This window comes from Arthrobacter sp. 05L428, from assembly GCF_056397665.1.
The window spans coordinates 40,744-59,741 of record NZ_JBFTNW010000011.1 but is presented as its reverse complement, the minus strand read 5'-3'; the positions used below and the strand labels follow the sequence as shown (position 1 = coordinate 59,741).

Here is an 18,998-nt window from a genome sequence, read left to right as displayed (position 1 = left end):
TTGGAGCATGGACGAAACCCTTGCCACGGCCGCTGACCACCATGCTGCTTCAGGCACTGCCGCGCTCGGCGGCCTGAAGTTCTCGAAGGGCCACGGAACCGGCAACGACTTCGTCCTGATCGCGGACCCCAACGGTGCCCTCTCCGTCACCCCGGAGCAGGTCGCCGCCCTCTGCGACCGCCACCGCGGCATCGGTGGCGACGGACTCATCCGCGCCGTTCCCTCTCGGCTGCTCGCCGAAGGCCGGGAGCTGCTTGGCGACCACCCCGGGGCCGAATGGTTCATGGACTACCGCAACGGTGACGGCTCGCTGTCGGAAATGTGCGGCAACGGCGTCCGCGTCTTCGTCCACTTCCTCATCAACGAGGGGCTGGTCGACCTGCCGGCCGGCGAGTCGCTCACCATCGGAACCCGCGGCGGTGTGAAGACCGTGGTCCGGACGGCGGCCGGCTACGCCGTGGACATGGGCCCCTGGGAGTTCATCTTCCCGGGAGAAGCAACCGCGCGGGCCATGGATTCGCTGGTCAGCGCCGACGGTCTGGAAGTCGCCAGGCCCGCGCTGTCCGTAAGCATGGGGAACCCGCACACCGTGGTCGCGCTGGCGGAACTCGCGGAACTCGACGCCACGGACCTCTTCAGGGCACCCCGCGTCGACCCGGTGCCGCCGCACGGGACCAACGTTGAGTTCGTCGTGCCGTCCGAGCCGCTCGTTCACGACGGTGTCGGGACCATCACCATGCGCGTGCACGAAAGGGGAGTGGGGGAGACCCTGTCCTGCGGGACCGGCGCCTGCGCCGCCGCCGTCGCGATCCGGCACTGGGCCGGCCAGGGCGCCCCGGACACCTGGAACGTTGCGGTTCCCGGCGGCGTCGTCGGCGTGAAATTCTTCCTCGCCGCGGACGGCCACGAGCACGTGGAGCTTAGCGGCCCGGCCGTGATTGTTGCTAGCGGGACGCTTTCCTGACCCGCAGGATCCGGAAGGATTTTGACGTGCTCTCGCGGGTGACGCTGAAGCTGCTGTCGAGCTCCGCCGTCAGCCAGCGCTGAAGCGAATCCGAACCAAGGTTCTTCTGGACCACCAGCCAGGCCGACCCGCCCGGGGCAAGGCGCGGCAGCCAAAGCAGCAGCAGGGCGTGGAGTTCGTCCTTGCCGATCCGGATGGGCGGGTTGGACCAGATCGTGTCGAAGCGCAGTTCCGGGTCGACGTCCCCGGGTGCGCTGGCCGTGACATTCTCCAGCCCCAGCAGGGCCGCATTTTCATTCGTCAGCGCCACGCAGCGCTCATTGACATCCACCGCATAAACCCGGGCATGGGGCGCCCTCAGGGCCATGGTCAGCGCGATCGGCCCCCAGCCGCAGCCGATGTCCAGCAGGTTTCCCTGCGGTGCCGGGGCCGGGACGTCGGCCAGCAGGACGGCGGTCCCTTTATCGATTCCATCCGGGCTGAAGATTCCCGAGGACGTCTGCAGTTGCCGCTGCTCGCCGGCAAGCTCCACGGTCAGTGGCTTGCGGGTGAACGGCCCGGCGGGCTGGGCGCTGAAATAGTGTGCAGACTCCATAACTGGCCAGATTAGTTGGCGGTCCGGCGGTATGGGAAACCGGCCCGGACACGCCGGCGACCGGCACAGCCCCGCCGCGCCGTGGCCACCGCACGGTCTGCTAATCTTAAAAACATGATCCTTAACTTCAAGTAACCGGCACGGGCCTTCGATTCGTTGTCGAATGTCCCGTCCCCGCAGCGACGCAGGTAGTTACCTTCCGCTCAGTGCGCCCCCTCCGTGATGCAAATGCCTCACCCGCTGGCGCCAGACCACTTGGAGTCAAGCCTTGAAGCCAAAGGGCTTTAAACCAAAGCAGTGCCCGGCAGCAGTTGCCGCAGTGCTGAACGGACCGTTTCTCCCCGCCACACGGCGCCATCAGACGCCATTCCCCTCCCATATCCACCGCCCCGCTCCCTTGTTTAGCGCTTTGCCAGGGAGCCCCGCCCGGCCAGCGGCGCCGCAGCCGCCAGGCAACCCAGGAGGCACGGATGACCAATAGTCGTCAGCCCAGCGCGAATACCGCGCCACGAAACACCGAACAGCACTATTCTGAAGTTGTAGACCCTTCAAAGGAGACCATGACCAGTCAGCCCAACACCGGACCCGATTCAGCCGCCCAGGACATGAGCCCTGCGGAAATCCAGGCTGTCATCGACCGGATCCTCTCCAAAGACGCCCCTGCCCCGAAGACCGGACGCAGCGCCGACGCCGGGCACCCCGGCGAGTCCAGGGCGGTGTTCGGCAAGGCCCAGGCGATTTCGCGGCTGGATGAGGAACACAGCAGCTACGACGGCGACCAACAGGACCTCGAGGAGCGCCACGCGCTGCGCCGAACCGCAGGCCTGTCGACGGAACTCGAAGATGTCACCGAAGTCGAGTACCGGCAGCTGCGCCTCGAGCGCGTTGTGCTTGCCGGGCTCTGGACAGAAGGCACCCTCGCCGATGCCGAGAACTCCCTGCGCGAACTGGCAGCCCTCGCGGAAACGGCCGGTTCCGAGGTGCTCGACGGGCTCGTCCAGCGCCGCGCCAAGCCCGACCCTGGCACCTTCCTGGGCTCCGGCAAGGCCCAGGAGCTCAAGGACATCGTGATGTCCACCGGCGCCGACACGGTGGTGGTCGACGCCGAACTCGCCCCCTCCCAGCGCCGCAGCCTGGAAGACATCGTCAAGGTCAAAGTCATCGACCGCACGGCCCTGATCCTGGACATCTTCGCCCAGCACGCCAAGAGCCGCGAGGGCAAGGCCCAGGTGGAACTGGCGCAGCTCGAATACCTGCTCCCGCGCCTGCGCGGCTGGGGTGAGTCGATGTCCCGCCAGGCCGGTGGCCAGGTGGGCGGCGCCGGAGCCGGCATGGGTTCGCGCGGCCCCGGTGAAACCAAGATCGAGCTGGACCGCCGCCGGATCCGCACCCGGATGGCCAAGCTGCGGCGCGAAATCGCCGCGATGAAGCCGGCCCGGGAAACGAAGCGGGCCAACCGGCGTCGTAATGCCGTGCCGTCGGTGGCGATCGCCGGCTACACCAACGCCGGTAAGTCCTCGCTGCTGAACCGCCTGACCGACGCCGGCGTCCTGGTGGAGAACGCCCTGTTCGCCACCCTGGACCCGACGGTCCGCAAGGCCGAAACCTCGGACGGCCTGGGGTACACCCTCGCCGACACCGTGGGCTTTGTCCGCTCGCTGCCGACCCAGCTCGTGGAGGCCTTCCGCTCCACCCTGGAGGAGGTCGCCGACTCGGACCTGATCCTGCACGTCGTCGACGTCTCCCACCCAGATCCGGAAGGCCAGATTGCGGCCGTCCGCAAGGTGTTCAGCGAAGTCGACGCCCGCAAGGTGCCGGAAATCATCGTCCTGAACAAGGCCGACGCCGCCGACCCGTTCGTGATCGAACGGCTCAAGCAGCGCGAGCCGCGCCACGTTGTGGTCTCGGCCCGCACCGGGGAAGGCATCCCGGAGCTGCTCAAGGCCATCAGCGAGGGCATTCCGCGGCCCAGCGTCAAGATGGAACTGATGATCCCGTACAACCGCGGGGACCTGCTCAGCAAGCTGCACGAGACCGACGCCGAGATCATCAGCCTCGACCACGAGGAGACCGGCACCCGAGCCGTGGTGATGGTGCGCGAGGGGCTCGCGGCCGAACTGGATTCCTTCGTCAGCAATGACTGAACCAGCGGTGGCCGAGGGGGCGGCCGCGCCGTCCGAAAGCGCGCCGTCCGGAAGCGGCCCGGCTAAAGGCAAGGCTAAAAGCGGTCCGTCCGGCGAGCAGTTCGTGGTTGAACTGCTCGACCGGGCGGTCGCCGGCATGGGCGGCCAGAGCCGCGACGGCCAGCACGAAATGGCACGGCAGGTGGCGCGCGCGATCGAGACCGGCGACCACCTGCTGGTCCAGGCCGGCACCGGCACCGGCAAATCCCTGGCCTACCTGATTCCGCTGATCGCCCACTCGCTGGTCAGCGACAAGCCCACCCTTGTCTCCACCGCCACCCTGGCACTTCAGACCCAGATTGTCGGCAGGGACCTGCCCCGGCTGCTCAAGACCATCACCCCGGCCCTGGAGCGGCCGGTGAAGGTCGCACTGGTCAAGGGCCGGTCCAACTATGTCTGCCGCCATAAGCTCGAAGGCGGCTTCCCCTCCGAGGAACCGTCCGAGGGCCAACTGTTCTCCCTCGGCGAGGACACCTCGGTGCCGCACTTCGCGGCCGCGATGGGCGGCCCGTCCTCGCAGCTCGGCAAGGAAGTGGTCCGGCTCCGCGAATGGGCCGAGGACACCCAGACCGGGGACCGCGACGAGCTCATGCCGGGCGTGACCGACCGTGCCTGGCGGCAGGTCTCCGTTACCTCCATGGAGTGCCTGGGCGCGCAGAAGTGCCCGCTCGCCGCCGAATGCTTCAGCGAACTCGCCCGCCAGAACGCCGCCGACGCCGATGTGGTGGTTACCAACCACGCCATGCTGGCCGTCAGCGCCTTCGAGGGCCTGGCCGTGCTGCCCGAATACGACGTCGTGGTGGTGGACGAGGCGCACGAACTGCAGGACCGGGTCACGGGCGCCGTGTCCGGCCAGCTGTCCGTGGCCATGGTCCACGCCGCCGCCTCCGGCGCCCGCAAGCACGCCGGGATCACGGTAGATGCGCTCAATAACGCCGCGTCCAACCTTGAGCTCGCCATCGAGGGCGTTCCCAGCGGCCTGATGCCGAACGGACTGAACAGCGAACAGCTCGACTGCGTGGACCAGCTGCGCGACGCCTGCCGCGCCGCGCTCTCCGATTCAAAGGGGGACAGCGCCAACACGGCCGACGGCGGCCGGCAGCTTGCGCGGTCCCGGCTGATGGTGATCCTGGAACTGTGCGAACGGCTTCTGGCCGCCAAGGAGAACCGCGAGGTGGTCTGGTTCTCCCGCAACAGCAGCTTCGACCCGCAACAGGGCTACTCGCAGCCCGATGACTCCGCGCCGGCCCTGATCAACATCGCCCCGCTCAGCGTCGCCGGTCGGCTCCGCGAGGGACTGTTCGCCGACCATACAGTCGTCCTGACATCGGCAACCCTGGCGATCGGTTCGGCTTTCGAGCCGGCGGCCGGAGGGCTCGGCCTGGTGGGCCCGGGCGCACCCAGCTGGACGGGCGTCGACGTCGGTTCGCCCTTCGAATATCCGAAGCAAGGCATCCTCTACGTTGCCAAGCACCTGCCCAAGCCGGGCCGGGGAACATCCCCGGAAGCCCTCGATGAGCTCGAGAAGCTGATCCGTGCCTCCGGCGGCGGCGCCCTGTGTCTCTTCTCTTCCCGGCGCGCCGCCGAGGATGCGGCCGAGGCGATGCGTCCCCGGCTGGGCCTGAGCATTCTCTGCCAAGGCGAGTCGACCATGACCGCGCTCGTGAAGCAGTTCGCCGATGAGCCGGACACCTGTCTCTTTGGCACCATGTCGCTCTGGCAGGGCGTCGACGTGCCCGGGAACTCCTGCCGCCTGGTGGTGATTGACAGGATCCCGTTCCCGCGGCCGGACGATCCATTGATGACCGCCCGCTCCCGGGCTGTGGCCCAGTCCGGCGGCAACGGCTTCATGAGCGTCTCGGCGACCCACGCGGCCATCCGCCTCGCCCAGGGCGCCGGCCGGCTGATCCGTTCGACGTCGGACAAGGGCGTGGTGGCGGTCCTCGATTCCAGGCTGTCCACCGAACGGTACGGAGCGTTCCTGCGGGCCGCCCTGCCCCCCTTCTGGCCCACTACCGACACCTCGGTGGCCTTGGCCGCCCTGGAACGCCTCGCCAAGGAGAGCCCCAAGCAGCCCGCCACGTAACCGGTGAAGCGGCCCGCCACGCAGGCTGCCGTCGGCCGGGGCCGGGCCGGGGGTATGTGGGCCGGCGCTTGCGTTCCCGCCCGCTTTTCCGCGCCCGGGACCGGCACTGCCGGGTCACCGCGGCACCGCGCGGGCGGGCGCGCTGTCAGTGTGCCAAGAACCGGGCGGGAGCGCAGAAGGCCCCGTCCGGAACTGCGGACGGGGCCTTCGAGCTGCCGGGAGATGGGCCGGCCGGAGAGTGGTGTGGCAGGGGCGCTACAGGGAGCGCAGCACCGAGACGACCTTGCCCATAATGACGGCATGGTCGCCGAGGATCGGCTCGTACTGGGTGTTCTGCGGGAGCAGCCAGGTGTGGCCGTCCCGCTGGCGGAACGTCTTGACCGTTGCCTCGTCATCGAGCAGGGCGGCCACGATGTCCCCGTTGACGGCATCGTTCTGACGTCGGACGACGACCCAGTCGCCGTCGCAGATGGCGGCGTCGATCATCGAATCGCCTGCCACCCGGAGCATAAACAGTTCGCCGTGGCCCACCAGTTGGCGCGGCAGGGGCATCACGTCCTCCACCACCTGGTCGGCCAGGATCGGCCCGCCGGCGGCGATACGGCCCACGAACGGCACCATGGCCGTGTCCGTGGCGCTGGCAAGCTCCGAGACGGCGAGGCCGCCGACAGCCCGCAGGCCGCTGGACTTCTCCACGCCGGAAATCCTGGTCGTGCCTTCATCCAGTGTCAGCGGCATGAGGACTTCCATGGCGCGCGGCCGCTTGGGGTCCCGCCGCAGGTAGCCGAGCTTTTCCAGTTGCGAGAGCTGGTGGGTGACGCTGGAGAGGCTGGCGAGCCCGACCGTGTCGCCGATCTCGCGCATCGAGGGCGGGTAACCGTTGTCCGTCACGGAACGCTGGATGGTCTCCAGGATCTTTTTCTGCCGGACGGTCAGGCTTTTCGGCGCCCGGCCGGTTTGGGGGCTGCGCTGGGAAGCCCTCCCGCCGGCGGCTTGTGCTGCCATGTTCGCCATGCCTTTCCATTCCGCCCGGCCGCTGTGGCTACCGGGACCTGCCGAGCTGAAAATGTCAGACCCCGCTGATCAACTGATGTTCATCAACACAAGTGGTTGTCCTGTGATTCAAAAGTAGGCCAGCCGACAAGGTTTTTCAAACATTTGTTCTAGCGAGTCTCGACAATGTTCGTTCATAAGTGCTAAAACAGGAACAGCGAAGTTCGAATATGTGTTCGAAGCTTCACCCTTGGGTCGGTCCGCTGGTTTCGGTTCTGTATTCGAAGTTTCGGGTTTGAGGGTTCGCATTCAAGGGTTTTGCGTTTGAAGGTTAGGCCGGTTGGCGGCAGGTACGAGGAGTACGCCGGGCGGCACAGGTATTTCCAGTGGCACAGACAAGTCCAGGAGGGCTCAGCTCATGTCAGCAGTAAGCGCTATTTCCGGTTCGCTGGTTTCCATCCCCATGGAGGCCGCACCCGCGGCACCAGCCCGGCAGGCTCGGCTGCGGCTGACCCGCCGCGGTCGGTTCGTCTTCTTCGGGCTGCCGCTGGTTCTGTTGGCCGTGCTCGTCCTGTCACTGTCCGGCTTCCTGAATGCTCCGGCCAAAGCCGCCGACTCGGCCGCGGAGCTCTCGCTCACCCCGACGGTCACCGTCACGGTCCAGCCGGGGGAGTCACTCTGGGCCATCGCCGGTGCCGTCGCCCCGGAGCGCGACCCCCGTGACGTGGTCGCCGACATCGTTCAGCTCAACAACCTCGGAGCCGGCCGCGTCCTCCCCGGCCAGCAGCTCTACGTACCCTCCAAGTAAGCCCTACCCGGGCGAGTGGCGCGCCGGGCCATCGGTGCCGCCGGGCGGCCATTCGCGGTCACAGTTTCGGGGCGGGGCCGGGTCTCACTTAAACTGGGCAAGTGACTGACCAGCTAGAGCGCCTCAACCGACTGCCCCTCCGGACCAATCTGCGGGGACTGCGCCCCTACGGTGCGCCCCAACTGGATGTCCCCATCCTGCTGAACGTCAACGAAAACACCCACGGAGTCCCGGCGGACGTCCGCGCCGCCATCGCCGAAGCCGTGACGGAGGCCGCTGCGGGACTGAACCGCTACCCGGACCGCGAGTTCACCGAACTGCGGGAAGCCCTCGCCGAGTATCTCGGCCACGGACTGGACGCCACGAACATCTGGGCAGCAAATGGCTCGAACGAAGTACTGCAGCAAATCCTCCAGGCCTTCGGTGGCCCGGGACGGACCGCGCTCGGCTTCCCTCCCACTTACTCGATGTACCCGCTGCTCGCCGCTGGCACAGACACCGAATACATCGTCGGTGTACGCGCCGAGGACTACGGGCTGAGCGCCGACTCGGCGGCCCGCCAGGTCAGGGAGCTGAAGCCCAACGTCGTCTTCCTCTGTTCGCCGAACAACCCCACCGGCACGGGCCTGGGGCTTGACGTGGTCGAGGCGGTCTACGAGGCCGGAGAAGCAAGCCAGACCATCGTCATCGTCGACGAGGCCTACCACGAGTTCGCCCACGACGGGACGCCGAGCGCCCTGGCGCTGCTGCCCGGCCGGGAGCGGCTGATCGTCTCACGCACCATGAGCAAGGCCTTCGCCCTGGCCGGCGCCCGGCTCGGCTACATGGCGGCGGCGCCGGAGGTGACGGATGCCCTGCGGCTGGTCCGGCTGCCGTATCACCTCTCCGCCATCACCCAGGCGACGGCGCTGGCCGCCCTGCACCACCGCGTCGCGCTGATGGCAGACGTCGAGGACATCAAGCGCCAGCGGGACCGGATCGTGACGGAGTTGACCCGGATGGGCCTCAAGCCGGCCGCTTCGGATTCGAACTACGTTTTCTTTGGCGGCCTCGAGAACCCGCACGAGACCTGGCAGGGTCTGCTCGACGCCGGCGTCCTCATCCGCGACGTCGGCATTCCCGGCCACCTCCGCGTGACCGCCGGAACTGAGACGGAAACCACAGCGTTTCTGGAAGCCCTGGAACGGATCCTGACCGGCCACGAAGTACAGTCCGCCTAGACTTAAGCCAGGACCCACGCACACCGCCCCGTTCGCCGGGCGCCCGCCACATCCAAAGGACACCCACATGAGCAACACCGGATCAGCCGCTGCCCGGACCGCACGCATGGAGCGGACCACTAGCGAATCGTCCGTCCTGGTCGAGATCAACCTGGACGGCACCGGCGTCTCGGACATCAGCACCTCGGTACCGTTCTACGACCACATGCTGACCGCGCTGAGCAAGCACTCGCTGATCGACATGACGGTCAAGGCCACGGGCGACACCCACATCGACGTCCACCACACCGTGGAAGACGTCGCCATCACCTTCGGCGAGGTCCTCCGCACGGCGCTGGGCAATAAGGCCGGCATCCGCCGCTTCGGCGAGGCCACGGTCCCGCTGGATGAGGCGCTCGCGCAGGCCGTCGTCGACGTGTCCGGCCGGCCCTACCTGGTACACGCCGGCGAACCGGCCGGCCAGGAATACCACCTGATCGGCGGACACTTCACCGGGTCCTTGACCCGGCACGTCTTCGAAGCCATCACCCTGCACGCCGGGATCTGCCTGCACATGAATGTCACTGCCGGCCGGGACCCGCACCACATCGTCGAGGCCCAGTTCAAGGCCTTCGCCCGTGCGCTCCGGGCCGCCGTGGAGCCGGATCCCCGCGTCGAGGGCATTCCCTCCACCAAGGGCGCACTGTGACCGGCAAGGTGCTCCGGGACGGCGCCATCATCGACCCCGACGCCGCGAGGAAGCCGGCTTCGCCGGAGGGCAAGCCCACCGTCACCGTGCTCGACTACGGTTCCGGCAACGTCCGCTCGGCCGTCCGCGCCCTGGAACGCGCCGGCGCCGAGGTCATCCTCAGCTCCAAGCCCGAAGACGTGCTCAACGCCGACGGGCTCGTTGTCCCCGGCGTCGGTGCCTTCGAAACCGTCATGAACGAGCTCAAGGCCGTTGATGCCGTACGCATGATCGGCCGCCGCGTCGCCGGCGGCCGGCCCGTGCTCGCGATCTGCGTCGGGCTGCAGGTCCTGTTCGAAGCCGGCGTGGAACACGGCACCGTCGCCGAAGGCATGGGGGAGTGGCCCGGCAAGGTCGAGCTCCTCCCGGCCGAGGTCGTGCCGCACATGGGCTGGAACACGGTCACCGTGCCGGAGGGCTCCCGGCTCTTCGCCGGCGTCGAGAACGAGCGCTTCTACTTCGTGCACTCCTACGGCGTCCAGCACTGGGACTTCGACGTGATCCAGCCGCGCATGGCGGCCCCGCTCGTCACCTGGTCCGAGCACGGCGCCCCGTTTATCGCGGCGGTGGAAAACGGCCCGTTGTGCGCCACCCAGTTCCACCCGGAGAAGTCCGGCGACGCCGGTGCGCGCCTGCTGCGCAACTGGGTCGACAGTCTGCGTGGCGGCGCCAAAGCCCGCACCGGCCAGGCCGGCACCCCGGAACAGACCGCCTAGATGTGGTCCCTAGTCCTGATGGGGCTCGCCGGGCTGCTGGTCGGCGGCGCCTTGTCCTTCCGCCAGCAGAAAAGCCCGCTGTGGGTCCAGATCGTCTTCTACTTCCTGGCCGGGATGTCGCTGCTGGCCGCCTGGCTCTTGACCTTGCCGGGAAACTGACCCCTCCCGGGAAACTGGCCCCAGCCGGAAAACTGACCGGCCCGCAAGCACGCTCCCTATCCCGACCTGCCGCCCCAACACCGTGAGGACCCTACGATGACCACCGAAACCCCGCTGCCGGTACTCGAGCTGCTCCCCGCCGTCGACGTCGTCAGCGGCCAGGCCGTGCGCCTGGTCCAGGGCGAAGCCGGCAGCGAAACCAGCTACGGCACGCCGCTGGAAGCCGCGCTCAACTGGCAGGAACAGGGCGCCGAATGGGTCCACCTCGTTGACCTCGACGCCGCCTTCGGCCGAGGCTCCAACGCCGAACTGCTGCGCGAAGTCGTGGGCCGGCTGGACATCAAGGTCGAGCTCTCCGGCGGCCTGCGCGACGACGAGTCCCTGGAAAAGGCCCTGGAGCTCGGCGTCGCCCGGGTAAACCTGGGCACCGCGGCGCTGGAGAATCCCGAGTGGACGCAGCGGGTGATCGAGCGCTTCGGCGACAAGATCGCCGTCGGCCTCGACGTCCGCGGCACCACCCTCGCCGGCCGCGGCTGGACCAAGGAAGGCGGCGACCTCTGGGAGGTCCTCGGCCGCCTCGAAGAGGCCGGCTGCGCCCGCTACGTCGTCACCGACGTCACCAAGGACGGCACCTTGCAGGGACCCAACGTGGAGCTGCTGCGCCAAATGGTGGAGAAGACCGGCAAACCCGTCGTGGCTTCCGGCGGCATCTCCAGCCTCGAAGACCTCAAGGTCCTGCGCTCCCTCGTGCCGCTCGGCGTCGAGGGCGCCATCGTCGGCAAGGCCCTCTACAACGGGAACTTCACGCTGCCCGAGGCCCTCGACGTCGCCGGCCGCCGCTAGGCACGTCCCAGCCATGGAGCACAGCACCCAGCCCGCCGGGCGGCCGTTGCCCGGGCATATCGCTGCCGCCCTCGCCGGTGCCGGCGGCGCGACGGACTCGGCCGGGCAGCCCTGGGCGGGCCGCAGCCTCAGCGGTGACGACGCCAGGATCCACAACTTCGAGGACGACGACGGCGCCGCCGACGCCGGCTACCTGGCGGCGCTGGCAGCGCTGGCCGCCGGCCAGGGCGACGAGGCATCGGTAGTGGCATCCCTGGCGACCGCACGTGTCTTCGTGCCGATCCTCGCCCGGCTCGCCGAAGAAGGCGAGGCTGTGATCGGCCAGGAAGGCAAGGAACAGTACGGCGGGGAACTGCACGGGGACAAGCAGGCGGATATGGCCCTGGTGACCCTCAAGGCGCCCGACGGCCGGACCGCGCTGCCGGTGTTCACCTCGGCCGAAGCCCTGGCCGCGTGGCACCCCGAGGCCCGGCCCGTGGCGGTGTACGCGGCACGTGCCGCGCTCTCCGCCGTTGCCGAGGGCGGCGAACTGCTGGTGCTGGACCCCGGCTCCGCCGCCACCTTCGTGGTGCGCCGCCCGGCCGTGTGGGCGCTGGCCCGGCAGCACGCCTGGACGCCGAGCTACAGCGATCCGGCAGTGGCGGAAGCGGTCGAAGCGGCCGCGGCCGGTGTTCCGGCGCTCCGGCGCGTGGAAATTCGTCCCGGCGGTGGCGTTGCGTCGGCGCAGGCCGGCGGCAGGCAGCTTCCCGGCGGTGGCGCCGGTCCGGAGCTGCGCGTTGTGCTGTACCTTGAAGACGGACTCGACGCCGCCGCGGTGCAGTCCCTCGTGGCCGGCCTCAACGGAGCCTGGGCCCGGAATGAAACGTTTGCTGAACGGGTTGACTCGATCGAAATCAAGTTGCAGCGCGCAGCTCAATAGCCGACGGCCAGTTCGGAGACATCCCGGGGCTGCCGCAGGCAGTACTCAAAGGAATGCAGTTTCGTGAATTTCGCGCTTTACCGGGACCTGCTTGCCGTGAGGCCCATCAGGAACCTCCTGCTGGTCGGCATGGTCGCCCGCATCCCGCACTCCGCCGCAGGCGTGCTGTTGACCCTTCACATCGTCCTCACCCTGGGCCAGGGCTACGCCGCGGCCGGGGCGGCAGCCGCTGTCATGACGATCGGCATCGCCGTCGGCGCCCCGTGGCGCGGCCGCCGCGTGGATACCGTGGGTCTGCGGAGGGCGCTGATCCCGTCTGTCGTCTCCGAGACCGTCATCTGGTCGATCGTGCCGCACGTCAGCTATCAGCTGCTGCTGCCACTGGTCTTCGTGGGCGGCCTGCTGACGCTGCCGATCTTCAGCGTCGTGCGCCAGTCGCTGGGCATCCTGGCCAGCGGCGAGCAGCGGCGGACAGCTTTCGCCCTGGACGCGATCAGCACCGAACTGGTCTTCATGATCGGCCCCGCCGCAGGGGCCCTCGTCGCCACCGCGGGTTTCTCCGTGTTGGGCCTGACCGTGGTGGGGGTCGCCACTTCCCTGTCCGGCCTGTTCCTGATGTGGATCAACCCGCCCACCCGCAGTGCCGCGCCCGGCGTCGAACCGGATCCGGCCTTCGAAGCGGGCCAGCAGGAGGGTGCGGAGACGGCCCTCGTCGCCGCGGCACCCCATGTCCAGGAGGCTGCAGCGGAACTGGCGCCGCTGGCCGGCGCGGAACAGCGGCGGCAGAGCAGGCCCGGCTTGCGGCACAAGGTCATCCACAACTTCGCCTGGTTCACGGCCGCCGTCGCGGCGGTCTTCGCCGTCGCAGCCGGGGCGGGCATGGTGCTGAGCGGCACCGACGTCGGCATTGTCGCCGCCCTGCAGACGGGTGGCCATCAGGCCGAAATCGGCATCGTGTTCCTGTTCTGGTGCGCGGCATCGGTGCTGGGCGGCCTGGTCTACGGCGCCATGCACCGGCCCGTCTCACCGGTCCTGCTGCTGCTGGGCATGTCCGCACTGACCCTTCCAATGGCGTTCGCCCAGGACACCTGGACGCTCGCACTGCTCTCGCTGCTGCCGGGCCTGCTGTGCGCACCGGTGCTCTCTGCCGCGTCCGAGAAGGTGGCGGAACTGGTTGAGGAGGGCCGCCGAGGCGAGGCGATGGGCTGGTATGGCTCCGCCCTTACCGGCGGGGTGGCACTCGGCGCCCCGCTGGCCGGGCTTTTCATCGACGGCGTGGGCCCTGGCGCGGGCTTCGTCTCGGTGGGGCTGGCCGGCGTCGTGCTGTGCCTCGTGGGCCTGGTGCTGCAGCACCGCCGCCGGCGGCGGCTGGCCGCAGCCTGACCTGCCGCAACCCTGATAACGGAGGGTTAACGACGACGGCGGCGGGCGGACCGATGTGGTCCGCCCGCCGCCGTGGTCGTTGCCCGTTGGCCGTGGATGCCCGGCAGGTGCCGGCAAACGGGCCCTGTTGGCGGGCCCTGGTTGACTGGGCCTAGTTGACCGGTCCGGTGTACTTCTCGCCCGGACCCTTGCCCGGGGCGTCCGGAATGGCGGATTCCTCGCGGAAGGCCAGCTGCAGGGACCGCAGTCCGTCGCGCAACGGGCCGGCATGCTGGGAGCCGATCTCCGGGGCCGCGGCGGTGACCAGCCCGGCGAGGGCGGTGATCAGTTTGCGCGCCTCATCCAGGTCCTTGAGTTCCTCGGCGTTCTCCTCGGCGGCCAGGCCGAGCTTCACTGCGGCGGCACTCATCAGGTGCACGGCGGCGGTGGTAATGACTTCGATCGCGGGGACCTCGGAGATGTCGCGGATCTGCTGGGAAACATCGGCCTGGGCATCGGCCGGCTGGTAAACGTGTGAATTACTGTCTGGAGTGCTCATGCTGGTAAGCTTGTCACAGACCAACTGAATGTCGTTATTTCTGCAGAAGTCCACAAACGGAACAGAGACCCGGCGGCGCCACGTGCGTTGAGCCGGTATCTTTCTGTAGAATTGGTTTTCAGTTTGCAAGCGGAGTTCTCTCCCACCCGCGTCAGCCGCGAGTATTCCCTAGGAATCAAGGTTGCCGGGTACCTGGTCGGGCATTTTCTCCGGGCATTTAGCCTGGCGGGTATGCATGCCTCCTCCTCGCGGGGACGGCAGTACCGATCTTTGAGGCCTTCGATTGCTCCGGCAATTGGAGGCCTTCTTCATTTGCCGGCGGAGTACCCCTCACGAACACAGGAGCTTTAACATTAGCGAGCCAAGAATCAATGAGCGTATCCGCGTCCCCGAGGTGCGGCTGGTCGGCCCTGCAGGCGAACAAGTAGGCGTCGTCCGTATTGAGGATGCCCTGCGTTTGGCTGCCGAGTCGGATCTTGATCTCGTTGAAGTTGCACCGCAGGCCAAGCCTCCGGTGTGCAAGCTGATGGACTTTGGCAAGTACAAGTACGAAGCCGCCGTCAAGGCACGCGAAGCCCGGAAGAACCAGACCAACACGGTCCTGAAGGAAATCCGCTTCCGCCTGAAGATCGACACCCACGACTACGAGACGAAGCGCGGCCACGCGCTCCGCTTCCTCGGCGCCGGTGACAAGGTCAAGGCCATGATCCAGTTCCGCGGCCGTGAGCAGCAGCGCCCCGAGATGGGCATCCGCCTGCTCCAGCGCTTCGCTGACGACGTCGCCGAAGTGGGCGTCGTGGAGTCAAGCCCGCGCATCGACGGCCGCAACATGGTCATGGTTGTCGGACCGCTGAAGAACAAGGCAGAAGCCAAGGCAGAGGCCCGCCGTGCAACGCAGCGCGCAGAAGCCAAGGCCGAGAACGAAGCCAAGTCTTCGGGCGGAGGCCGCGTTGACACGTCCGCTCCCGAGGCACCCCTGACGCAGTCGCTTGCCGATCTGCTGCCGGAGGGCTACCAGGTCCGGACTGAGGCGCCCAAGGCTGAGGAAGCCGCGACGGAGGCTCCGGCAACGGAAGCCCCCGCCGCTGAGGCGCCCAAGGCTGAGGAAGCCGCGACGGAGGCTCCGGCGACGGAAGCCCCCGCCCAGGAAGAGCCGAAGCAGGAGGCCCCCAAGGCCCCCAAGGCGGCTGCTCCGAAGCAGGCAGCTCCGAAGGCCGCCGCGAAGCCCGCAGTGACCAAGGCGCCGGCCGCTCCCAAGGCTGCAGCACCGAAGGCACCTGCGGCACCGGCAACGCCGGCGGCCGAGAAGCCTGCGCCGAAGCCGGCTGCGGCACCGAAGCCGGTCGCCCGGCCCGCGGCTCCGAAGCCTGCGGCACGGCCGGCGGCTCCCAAGGCCGCCCCGAAGCCGGGCAGCAAGAAGACCAACTAGTTCACGGCTGCCGGACAGCAATGTCCGGCAGCAAGCAACCAGCACGCCGCCCGCAGGGGTGGCTGCACGAAAGACTGCAGACCCCGTCTGCGGATACGTAAGGAGATCGGTTCCCATGCCGAAGATGAAGACCCACAGCGGTGCTAAGAAGCGCTTCAAGCTGACCGGTAGCGGCAAGCTGCGCCGCCAGCAGGCCAACCGCCGCCACTACCTCGAGCACAAGTCCTCCAGGCTGACCCGCCGTCTCGCCGGCGACAAGATCGTCTTCAAGGGCGACGCCAAGGTCATCCGGAAGATGCTCGGCATCTAAGTTCCAAGTTCTCGGATCGATTGCCACCTGGCAGCGGTCCACTACCAAAAAGGCTTCTCAGGCCAGCCGGGTTTTCCGGCAGTAGATGCTTGGGATCAGAATTCTGAAGGAGTACGCACGTGGCACGTGTGAAGAGGGCGGTCAACGCCCACAAGAAGCGCCGGGTTATCCTCGAACGCGCAAAGGGCTACCGTGGACAGCGTTCACGCCTGTACCGCAAGGCCAAAGAGCAGCTGCTGCACTCGTTTGTGTACAGCTACGGCGACCGCAAGAAGAAGAAGGGCGACTTCCGCCGCCTGTGGATCCAGCGCATCAACGCTGCTTCCCGCGCCAACGGCCTGACCTACAACCGTCTGATCCAGGGCCTCAAGGCCGCTGAGGTCGAGGTTGACCGCCGTATGCTGGCCGAGCTGGCCGTCTCCGACGCCAACGCCTTCGCCGCGCTGGTCAAGGTCGCCAAGGACTCGCTGCCTGCCGACACGTCCGCTCCGGCCGTCCAGGTCGAGGCTGCTGCGGCCCCGAAGGCTGCGAAGAAGCCTGCCGCGAAGAAGCCTGCTGCCAAGAAGGCTGACGCCGAGGCCGCAAAGTAGTTCCTCCCGCCGTCGAAAGACAGCGTCGTTCAAGAACTGCTCGCGAGAGCAACTAAGGTTCTTATATGAACGAAACCGGGCGCCCGCAAGACTTTCCACTTTCCAACCCTCGAGCCGATCGAGTGAGGAAGGTGGCACAGCTTGCCGGGCGCCCGGCCCGTTTAAAGCGCAGCGAGTTCCTGGCGGAGGGGCCGCAGGCCGTCCGGGAAGCCCTGGTCCTGCACCAGAAGAGGGTTGCCGCGGGGGAGCCGGGCATCGTCTACGAGGTCTACGCGAGTGAGGCCTGCCTGGACCGGCACCCGGACCTGGAGGCACTCGCGGAGGGCACCAGCGCGTACCTGGCCACCGACGAAGTGCTGGCCGCGATGGCGGACACGGTCACCCCGCAGGGCATCCTCGCGGTCTGCGGCTTCCTGGACGTCGGCGTCGATCAGGTGCTGGACGCGGACCCGCAACTGGTCGCGGTCCTGTGCCAGGTGCGCGATCCCGGCAACGCCGGAACCGTGCTCCGGGCCGCCGACGCCGCCGGGGCGGATGCCGTCATCCTGACTGCCTCCAGCGTTGATATCTACAACCCCAAAGCCGTGCGCTCTACGGCCGGATCCCTGTTCCACCTGCCCGTGGTGCTCGGCGCCGATGTCGAGGAACTGGTGGCACGCTGCAAGGAACGCGGCATCGGTGTCCTCGCGGCGGACGGCCAGGGCCAGCTGAATCTGGACCGGCTCCAGGACGAGAACGCGGCCCGGCGGCTCGGCGCGTCCGCGGCCGAATCAGAGTACGCCCTGGAACAGCCAACCGCCTGGCTGTTCGGCAACGAGGCCCAGGGGCTCTCCGAAGAGGAACTCGCCCTCGCAGACCACCGTGTCGCCGTACCGGTCTACGGAGCGGCGGAAAGCCTCAACTTGGGCACCGCGGCAACGGTCTGCCTTTACGCCAGCGCCCGGTCGCAGCAGCGCACGGCTTAGCCGGCAATACCTATAGAAGAACCAACGACGGCGGGGGCCCACCAATTGGTGAGCCCCCGCCGTCGTGCCTTCACCGCTGCGGCATTGCTGCCGGGCGGTGGCGTGAGAGATTTACGTGGTCCGGTTTCGCCCGGTGATGGCGCCGTAGATGCCTGCTACGACGAGGCCGCCGACTATGGCCAGGATCCAGGAACCCAGGTTCCAGAATTCCATCTTGCCGCCGCCGAACAGCAGGTCGCCGATCCAGCCGCCGACAACGGCCCCGACGACGCCGAGCACGAGGCTGGTGACCCAGCCGCCGCCGACCCTGCCAGGCATGATTGCCTTAACGATTGCACCTACAATGAGTCCGAGAATGATCCAGCCTAGAAAGCCCATGTCTCCTCCTACATATTCGTCGGCATTCACCTTAGGAATCCCGATTATGGCTTCAAGCTAACACAGGCGTGATCGCGTGTCAGCAACATCACACTCAATCGTTACGTACCGCAAACCGGCCCCGCCGCGGTGCGGTGGCGGGGCCTAAACGGGTACGGTGTTCCTTGCGGACACGGGCCCCAAGCGCTTTCCGCACGTTCCCCTGAAAAACCTCCAAAGGAGAAGCTCTCTTGGCTGCAAACGGCGGTACCAAGGCGATTGTCGCGGCGTTGGCCGCCAACCTGACGATCGCCGTCCTCAAGTTCGTCGCATTCATCCTGACGCTGTCCTCGTCGATGCTCGCGGAGGCCATCCACTCGCTCGCCGATTCAGGGAACCAGCTGCTCCTGCTGGTCGGCGGAAAGCGCGCCAAGAAGGAAGCGAGCCCTGAACACCCGTTCGGGTACGGCCGGGAACGGTACATCTACGCGTTCATCGTCTCGATCGTGCTCTTTTCCGTCGGCGGCCTTTTTGCGCTCTACGAGGCCTGGGGCAAGATCCAGCACCCGCACGGCATTGAAGGCGACTTCTGGTGGGTCCCTCTGGCCGTGCTGATCGGCGCCATCGTCGCCGAGTCCTTTTCGTTCCGGACCGCGATCCGGGAGTCCAACCCGCTGCGCGGCAACCAGAGCTGGGTCCACTTCATCCGCAACGCCAAACAGCCCGAGCTGCCCGTGATCCTGCTGGAGGACTTCGGCGCCCTGCTGGGCCTGGCCTTCGCCTTCTTCGGCGTGAGCATGACGCTGGTGACCGGCAACGGCATCTGGGACGCCCTCGGCACCGGGATGATCGGCCTGCTGCTGGTGGCGATCGCCGGGGTGCTGGCGGTGGAAACCAAGTCCCTGCTGCTGGGCGAGTCGGCGACCAAGGCCGACGTCGCAAAGATCCGCGGCGCCATCGAGTCCGACGGCACCAGCATCATCCACATCAAGACCATGCACCTCGGCCCCGAGGAACTGCTGGTGGCGGCCAAGATCGGCGTCGGCGCGGCCGACTCGGGCCGGGACATCGCGGCGGCCATCGACGCCACCGAGGTCCGGATCCGCGAAGCCGTGCCCACCGCACGGGTGATTTACCTGGAACCGGACGTGCAGCGCGTCAGCGCCAGCTAGTTCGCGCGTTCCACCCCGGGGCCGCTGGGCCGGTACCGCAT

At 67.8% G+C, this 18,998-nt stretch carries 20 protein-coding genes; 16 read left to right on the top strand and 4 right to left on the bottom strand.

The features are described from left to right. The first annotated feature begins 7 nt into the window (after positions 1-7). Positions 8-964: a diaminopimelate epimerase gene (dapF, locus tag AC1DH3_RS16095; protein WP_476909749.1), complete on the top strand. Its 957-nt coding sequence runs from the start codon at positions 8-10 to the stop codon at positions 962-964. Here the strand turns inward: dapF and AC1DH3_RS16090 are convergent. Next, positions 945-1,559 (bottom strand): class I SAM-dependent methyltransferase, encoded by a 615-nt coding sequence (locus AC1DH3_RS16090; protein WP_441419404.1) that lies wholly within the window; start codon positions 1,557-1,559, stop codon positions 945-947. The two genes, dapF and AC1DH3_RS16090, sit on opposite strands and share 20 nt — an antisense overlap. 560 nt (positions 1,560-2,119) lie before the next feature. On the opposite strand from AC1DH3_RS16090, the gene hflX reads away from it, so the two are divergent. Further along, entirely contained in the window at positions 2,120-3,703 is a 1,584-nt protein-coding gene (hflX, locus tag AC1DH3_RS16085) for a GTPase HflX (RefSeq protein ID WP_476893588.1), read from the top strand. Further along, entirely contained in the window at positions 3,696-5,828 is a 2,133-nt protein-coding gene (locus tag AC1DH3_RS16080) for an ATP-dependent DNA helicase (RefSeq protein WP_476893587.1), read from the top strand. Before hflX ends, AC1DH3_RS16080 begins: the two co-directional genes overlap by 8 nt. A 255-nt stretch (positions 5,829-6,083) precedes the next feature. On the opposite strand, the gene lexA is transcribed toward AC1DH3_RS16080, so the two are convergent. Further along, a complete protein-coding gene (lexA, locus tag AC1DH3_RS16075; RefSeq protein WP_175323240.1) occupies positions 6,084-6,833 on the bottom strand; it encodes a transcriptional repressor LexA in 750 nt (249 codons plus the stop codon). 451 nt (positions 6,834-7,284) lie between these two features. On the opposite strand from lexA, the gene AC1DH3_RS16070 reads away from it, so the two are divergent. From AC1DH3_RS16070 to AC1DH3_RS16035, 8 genes are all read left to right on the top strand, one after another. Further along, a complete protein-coding gene (locus AC1DH3_RS16070; RefSeq protein WP_476893622.1) occupies positions 7,285-7,629 on the top strand; it encodes a LysM peptidoglycan-binding domain-containing protein in 345 nt (114 codons plus the stop codon). Between the two features lie 101 nt (positions 7,630-7,730). Then, positions 7,731-8,849 (top strand): histidinol-phosphate transaminase, encoded by a 1,119-nt coding sequence (locus tag AC1DH3_RS16065; protein ID WP_441419407.1) that lies wholly within the window; start codon positions 7,731-7,733, stop codon positions 8,847-8,849. Positions 8,850-8,916: 67 nt separating this feature from the next. After that, entirely contained in the window at positions 8,917-9,537 is a 621-nt protein-coding gene (gene hisB, locus AC1DH3_RS16060; RefSeq protein ID WP_175323243.1) for an imidazoleglycerol-phosphate dehydratase HisB, read from the top strand. Further along, complete coding sequence (gene hisH, locus AC1DH3_RS16055; RefSeq protein WP_441419408.1) at positions 9,534-10,292, top strand: imidazole glycerol phosphate synthase subunit HisH; 759 nt, start codon at positions 9,534-9,536, stop codon at positions 10,290-10,292. Before hisB ends, hisH begins: the two co-directional genes overlap by 4 nt. Next, complete coding sequence (locus AC1DH3_RS16050; protein ID WP_441419409.1) at positions 10,293-10,451, top strand: hypothetical protein; 159 nt, start codon at positions 10,293-10,295, stop codon at positions 10,449-10,451. 96 nt (positions 10,452-10,547) lie between these two features. Continuing rightward, positions 10,548-11,294: a bifunctional 1-(5-phosphoribosyl)-5-((5-phosphoribosylamino)methylideneamino)imidazole-4-carboxamide isomerase/phosphoribosylanthranilate isomerase PriA gene (gene priA / locus AC1DH3_RS16045; RefSeq protein WP_476893586.1), complete on the top strand. Its 747-nt coding sequence runs from the start codon at positions 10,548-10,550 to the stop codon at positions 11,292-11,294. A gap of 13 nt (positions 11,295-11,307) precedes the next feature. Beyond that, positions 11,308-12,213: an SseB family protein gene (locus AC1DH3_RS16040; protein ID WP_476893585.1), complete on the top strand. Its 906-nt coding sequence runs from the start codon at positions 11,308-11,310 to the stop codon at positions 12,211-12,213. Between the two features lie 63 nt (positions 12,214-12,276). Beyond that, the gene (locus AC1DH3_RS16035; protein WP_476909748.1) at positions 12,277-13,596 is read left to right on the top strand and encodes an MFS transporter; all 1,320 of its coding nucleotides are present in this window, start codon (positions 12,277-12,279) and stop codon (positions 13,594-13,596) included. 151 nt (positions 13,597-13,747) lie between these two features. On the opposite strand, the gene AC1DH3_RS16030 is transcribed toward AC1DH3_RS16035, so the two are convergent. Then, the gene (locus AC1DH3_RS16030; protein ID WP_476893583.1) at positions 13,748-14,134 is read right to left on the bottom strand and encodes a DUF1844 domain-containing protein; all 387 of its coding nucleotides are present in this window, start codon (positions 14,132-14,134) and stop codon (positions 13,748-13,750) included. A gap of 394 nt (positions 14,135-14,528) precedes the next feature. Between AC1DH3_RS16030 and infC the strand changes: the two genes are divergently transcribed. The 4 genes from infC to AC1DH3_RS16010 all read left to right on the top strand — a co-directional run bounded on the left by infC (position 14,529) and on the right by AC1DH3_RS16010 (position 17,428). Beyond that, positions 14,529-15,563 carry a translation initiation factor IF-3 gene (gene infC / locus AC1DH3_RS16025; protein ID WP_441419414.1) on the top strand — a complete coding sequence of 345 codons (1,035 nt, stop codon included), beginning with the start codon at positions 14,529-14,531 and terminating at the stop codon, positions 15,561-15,563. Positions 15,564-15,678: 115 nt separating this feature from the next. Continuing rightward, the gene (rpmI, locus tag AC1DH3_RS16020) at positions 15,679-15,873 is read left to right on the top strand and encodes a 50S ribosomal protein L35 (protein WP_009358635.1); all 195 of its coding nucleotides are present in this window, start codon (positions 15,679-15,681) and stop codon (positions 15,871-15,873) included. Positions 15,874-15,992: 119 nt separating this feature from the next. Beyond that, positions 15,993-16,463 (top strand): 50S ribosomal protein L20, encoded by a 471-nt coding sequence (gene rplT / locus AC1DH3_RS16015; RefSeq protein WP_175323251.1) that lies wholly within the window; start codon positions 15,993-15,995, stop codon positions 16,461-16,463. A 65-nt stretch (positions 16,464-16,528) separates the two neighbouring features. Next, entirely contained in the window at positions 16,529-17,428 is a 900-nt protein-coding gene (locus tag AC1DH3_RS16010) for a TrmH family RNA methyltransferase (RefSeq protein ID WP_476909747.1), read from the top strand. A 111-nt stretch (positions 17,429-17,539) separates the two neighbouring features. Here AC1DH3_RS16010 and AC1DH3_RS16005 read toward each other — a convergent pair whose 3' ends face one another. Further along, positions 17,540-17,806 carry a GlsB/YeaQ/YmgE family stress response membrane protein gene (locus AC1DH3_RS16005; RefSeq protein ID WP_441419416.1) on the bottom strand — a complete coding sequence of 89 codons (267 nt, stop codon included), beginning with the start codon at positions 17,804-17,806 and terminating at the stop codon, positions 17,540-17,542. Between the two features lie 230 nt (positions 17,807-18,036). Here AC1DH3_RS16005 and AC1DH3_RS16000 point away from each other — a divergent pair, with 230 nt between their 5' ends. Then, positions 18,037-18,957: a cation diffusion facilitator family transporter gene (locus AC1DH3_RS16000; protein ID WP_476909746.1), complete on the top strand. Its 921-nt coding sequence runs from the start codon at positions 18,037-18,039 to the stop codon at positions 18,955-18,957. Positions 18,958-18,998: the final 41 nt, after the last annotated feature.

What these genes read in the sequence shown, in the direction of transcription:
- dapF (WP_476909749.1), top strand. Translation starts at nt 8, where the DNA reads ATGGACGAAACCCTTGCCACGGCCGCTGACCACCATGCTGCTTCAGGC.
- AC1DH3_RS16090 (WP_441419404.1), bottom strand. Translation starts at nt 1,559, where the DNA reads ATGGAGTCTGCACACTATTTCAGCGCCCAGCCCGCCGGGCCGTTCACC.
- hflX (WP_476893588.1), top strand. Translation starts at nt 2,120, where the DNA reads ATGACCAGTCAGCCCAACACCGGACCCGATTCAGCCGCCCAGGACATG.
- AC1DH3_RS16080 (WP_476893587.1), top strand. Translation starts at nt 3,696, where the DNA reads ATGACTGAACCAGCGGTGGCCGAGGGGGCGGCCGCGCCGTCCGAAAGC.
- lexA (WP_175323240.1), bottom strand. Translation starts at nt 6,833, where the DNA reads ATGGCAGCACAAGCCGCCGGCGGGAGGGCTTCCCAGCGCAGCCCCCAA.
- AC1DH3_RS16070 (WP_476893622.1), top strand. Translation starts at nt 7,285, where the DNA reads ATGGAGGCCGCACCCGCGGCACCAGCCCGGCAGGCTCGGCTGCGGCTG.
- hisB (WP_175323243.1), top strand. Translation starts at nt 8,917, where the DNA reads ATGAGCAACACCGGATCAGCCGCTGCCCGGACCGCACGCATGGAGCGG.
- AC1DH3_RS16050 (WP_441419409.1), top strand. Translation starts at nt 10,293, where the DNA reads ATGTGGTCCCTAGTCCTGATGGGGCTCGCCGGGCTGCTGGTCGGCGGC.
- priA (WP_476893586.1), top strand. Translation starts at nt 10,548, where the DNA reads ATGACCACCGAAACCCCGCTGCCGGTACTCGAGCTGCTCCCCGCCGTC.
- AC1DH3_RS16040 (WP_476893585.1), top strand. Translation starts at nt 11,308, where the DNA reads ATGGAGCACAGCACCCAGCCCGCCGGGCGGCCGTTGCCCGGGCATATC.
- AC1DH3_RS16030 (WP_476893583.1), bottom strand. Translation starts at nt 14,134, where the DNA reads ATGAGCACTCCAGACAGTAATTCACACGTTTACCAGCCGGCCGATGCC.
- rpmI (WP_009358635.1), top strand. Translation starts at nt 15,679, where the DNA reads ATGCCGAAGATGAAGACCCACAGCGGTGCTAAGAAGCGCTTCAAGCTG.
- AC1DH3_RS16010 (WP_476909747.1), top strand. Translation starts at nt 16,529, where the DNA reads ATGAACGAAACCGGGCGCCCGCAAGACTTTCCACTTTCCAACCCTCGA.
- AC1DH3_RS16005 (WP_441419416.1), bottom strand. Translation starts at nt 17,806, where the DNA reads ATGGGCTTTCTAGGCTGGATCATTCTCGGACTCATTGTAGGTGCAATC.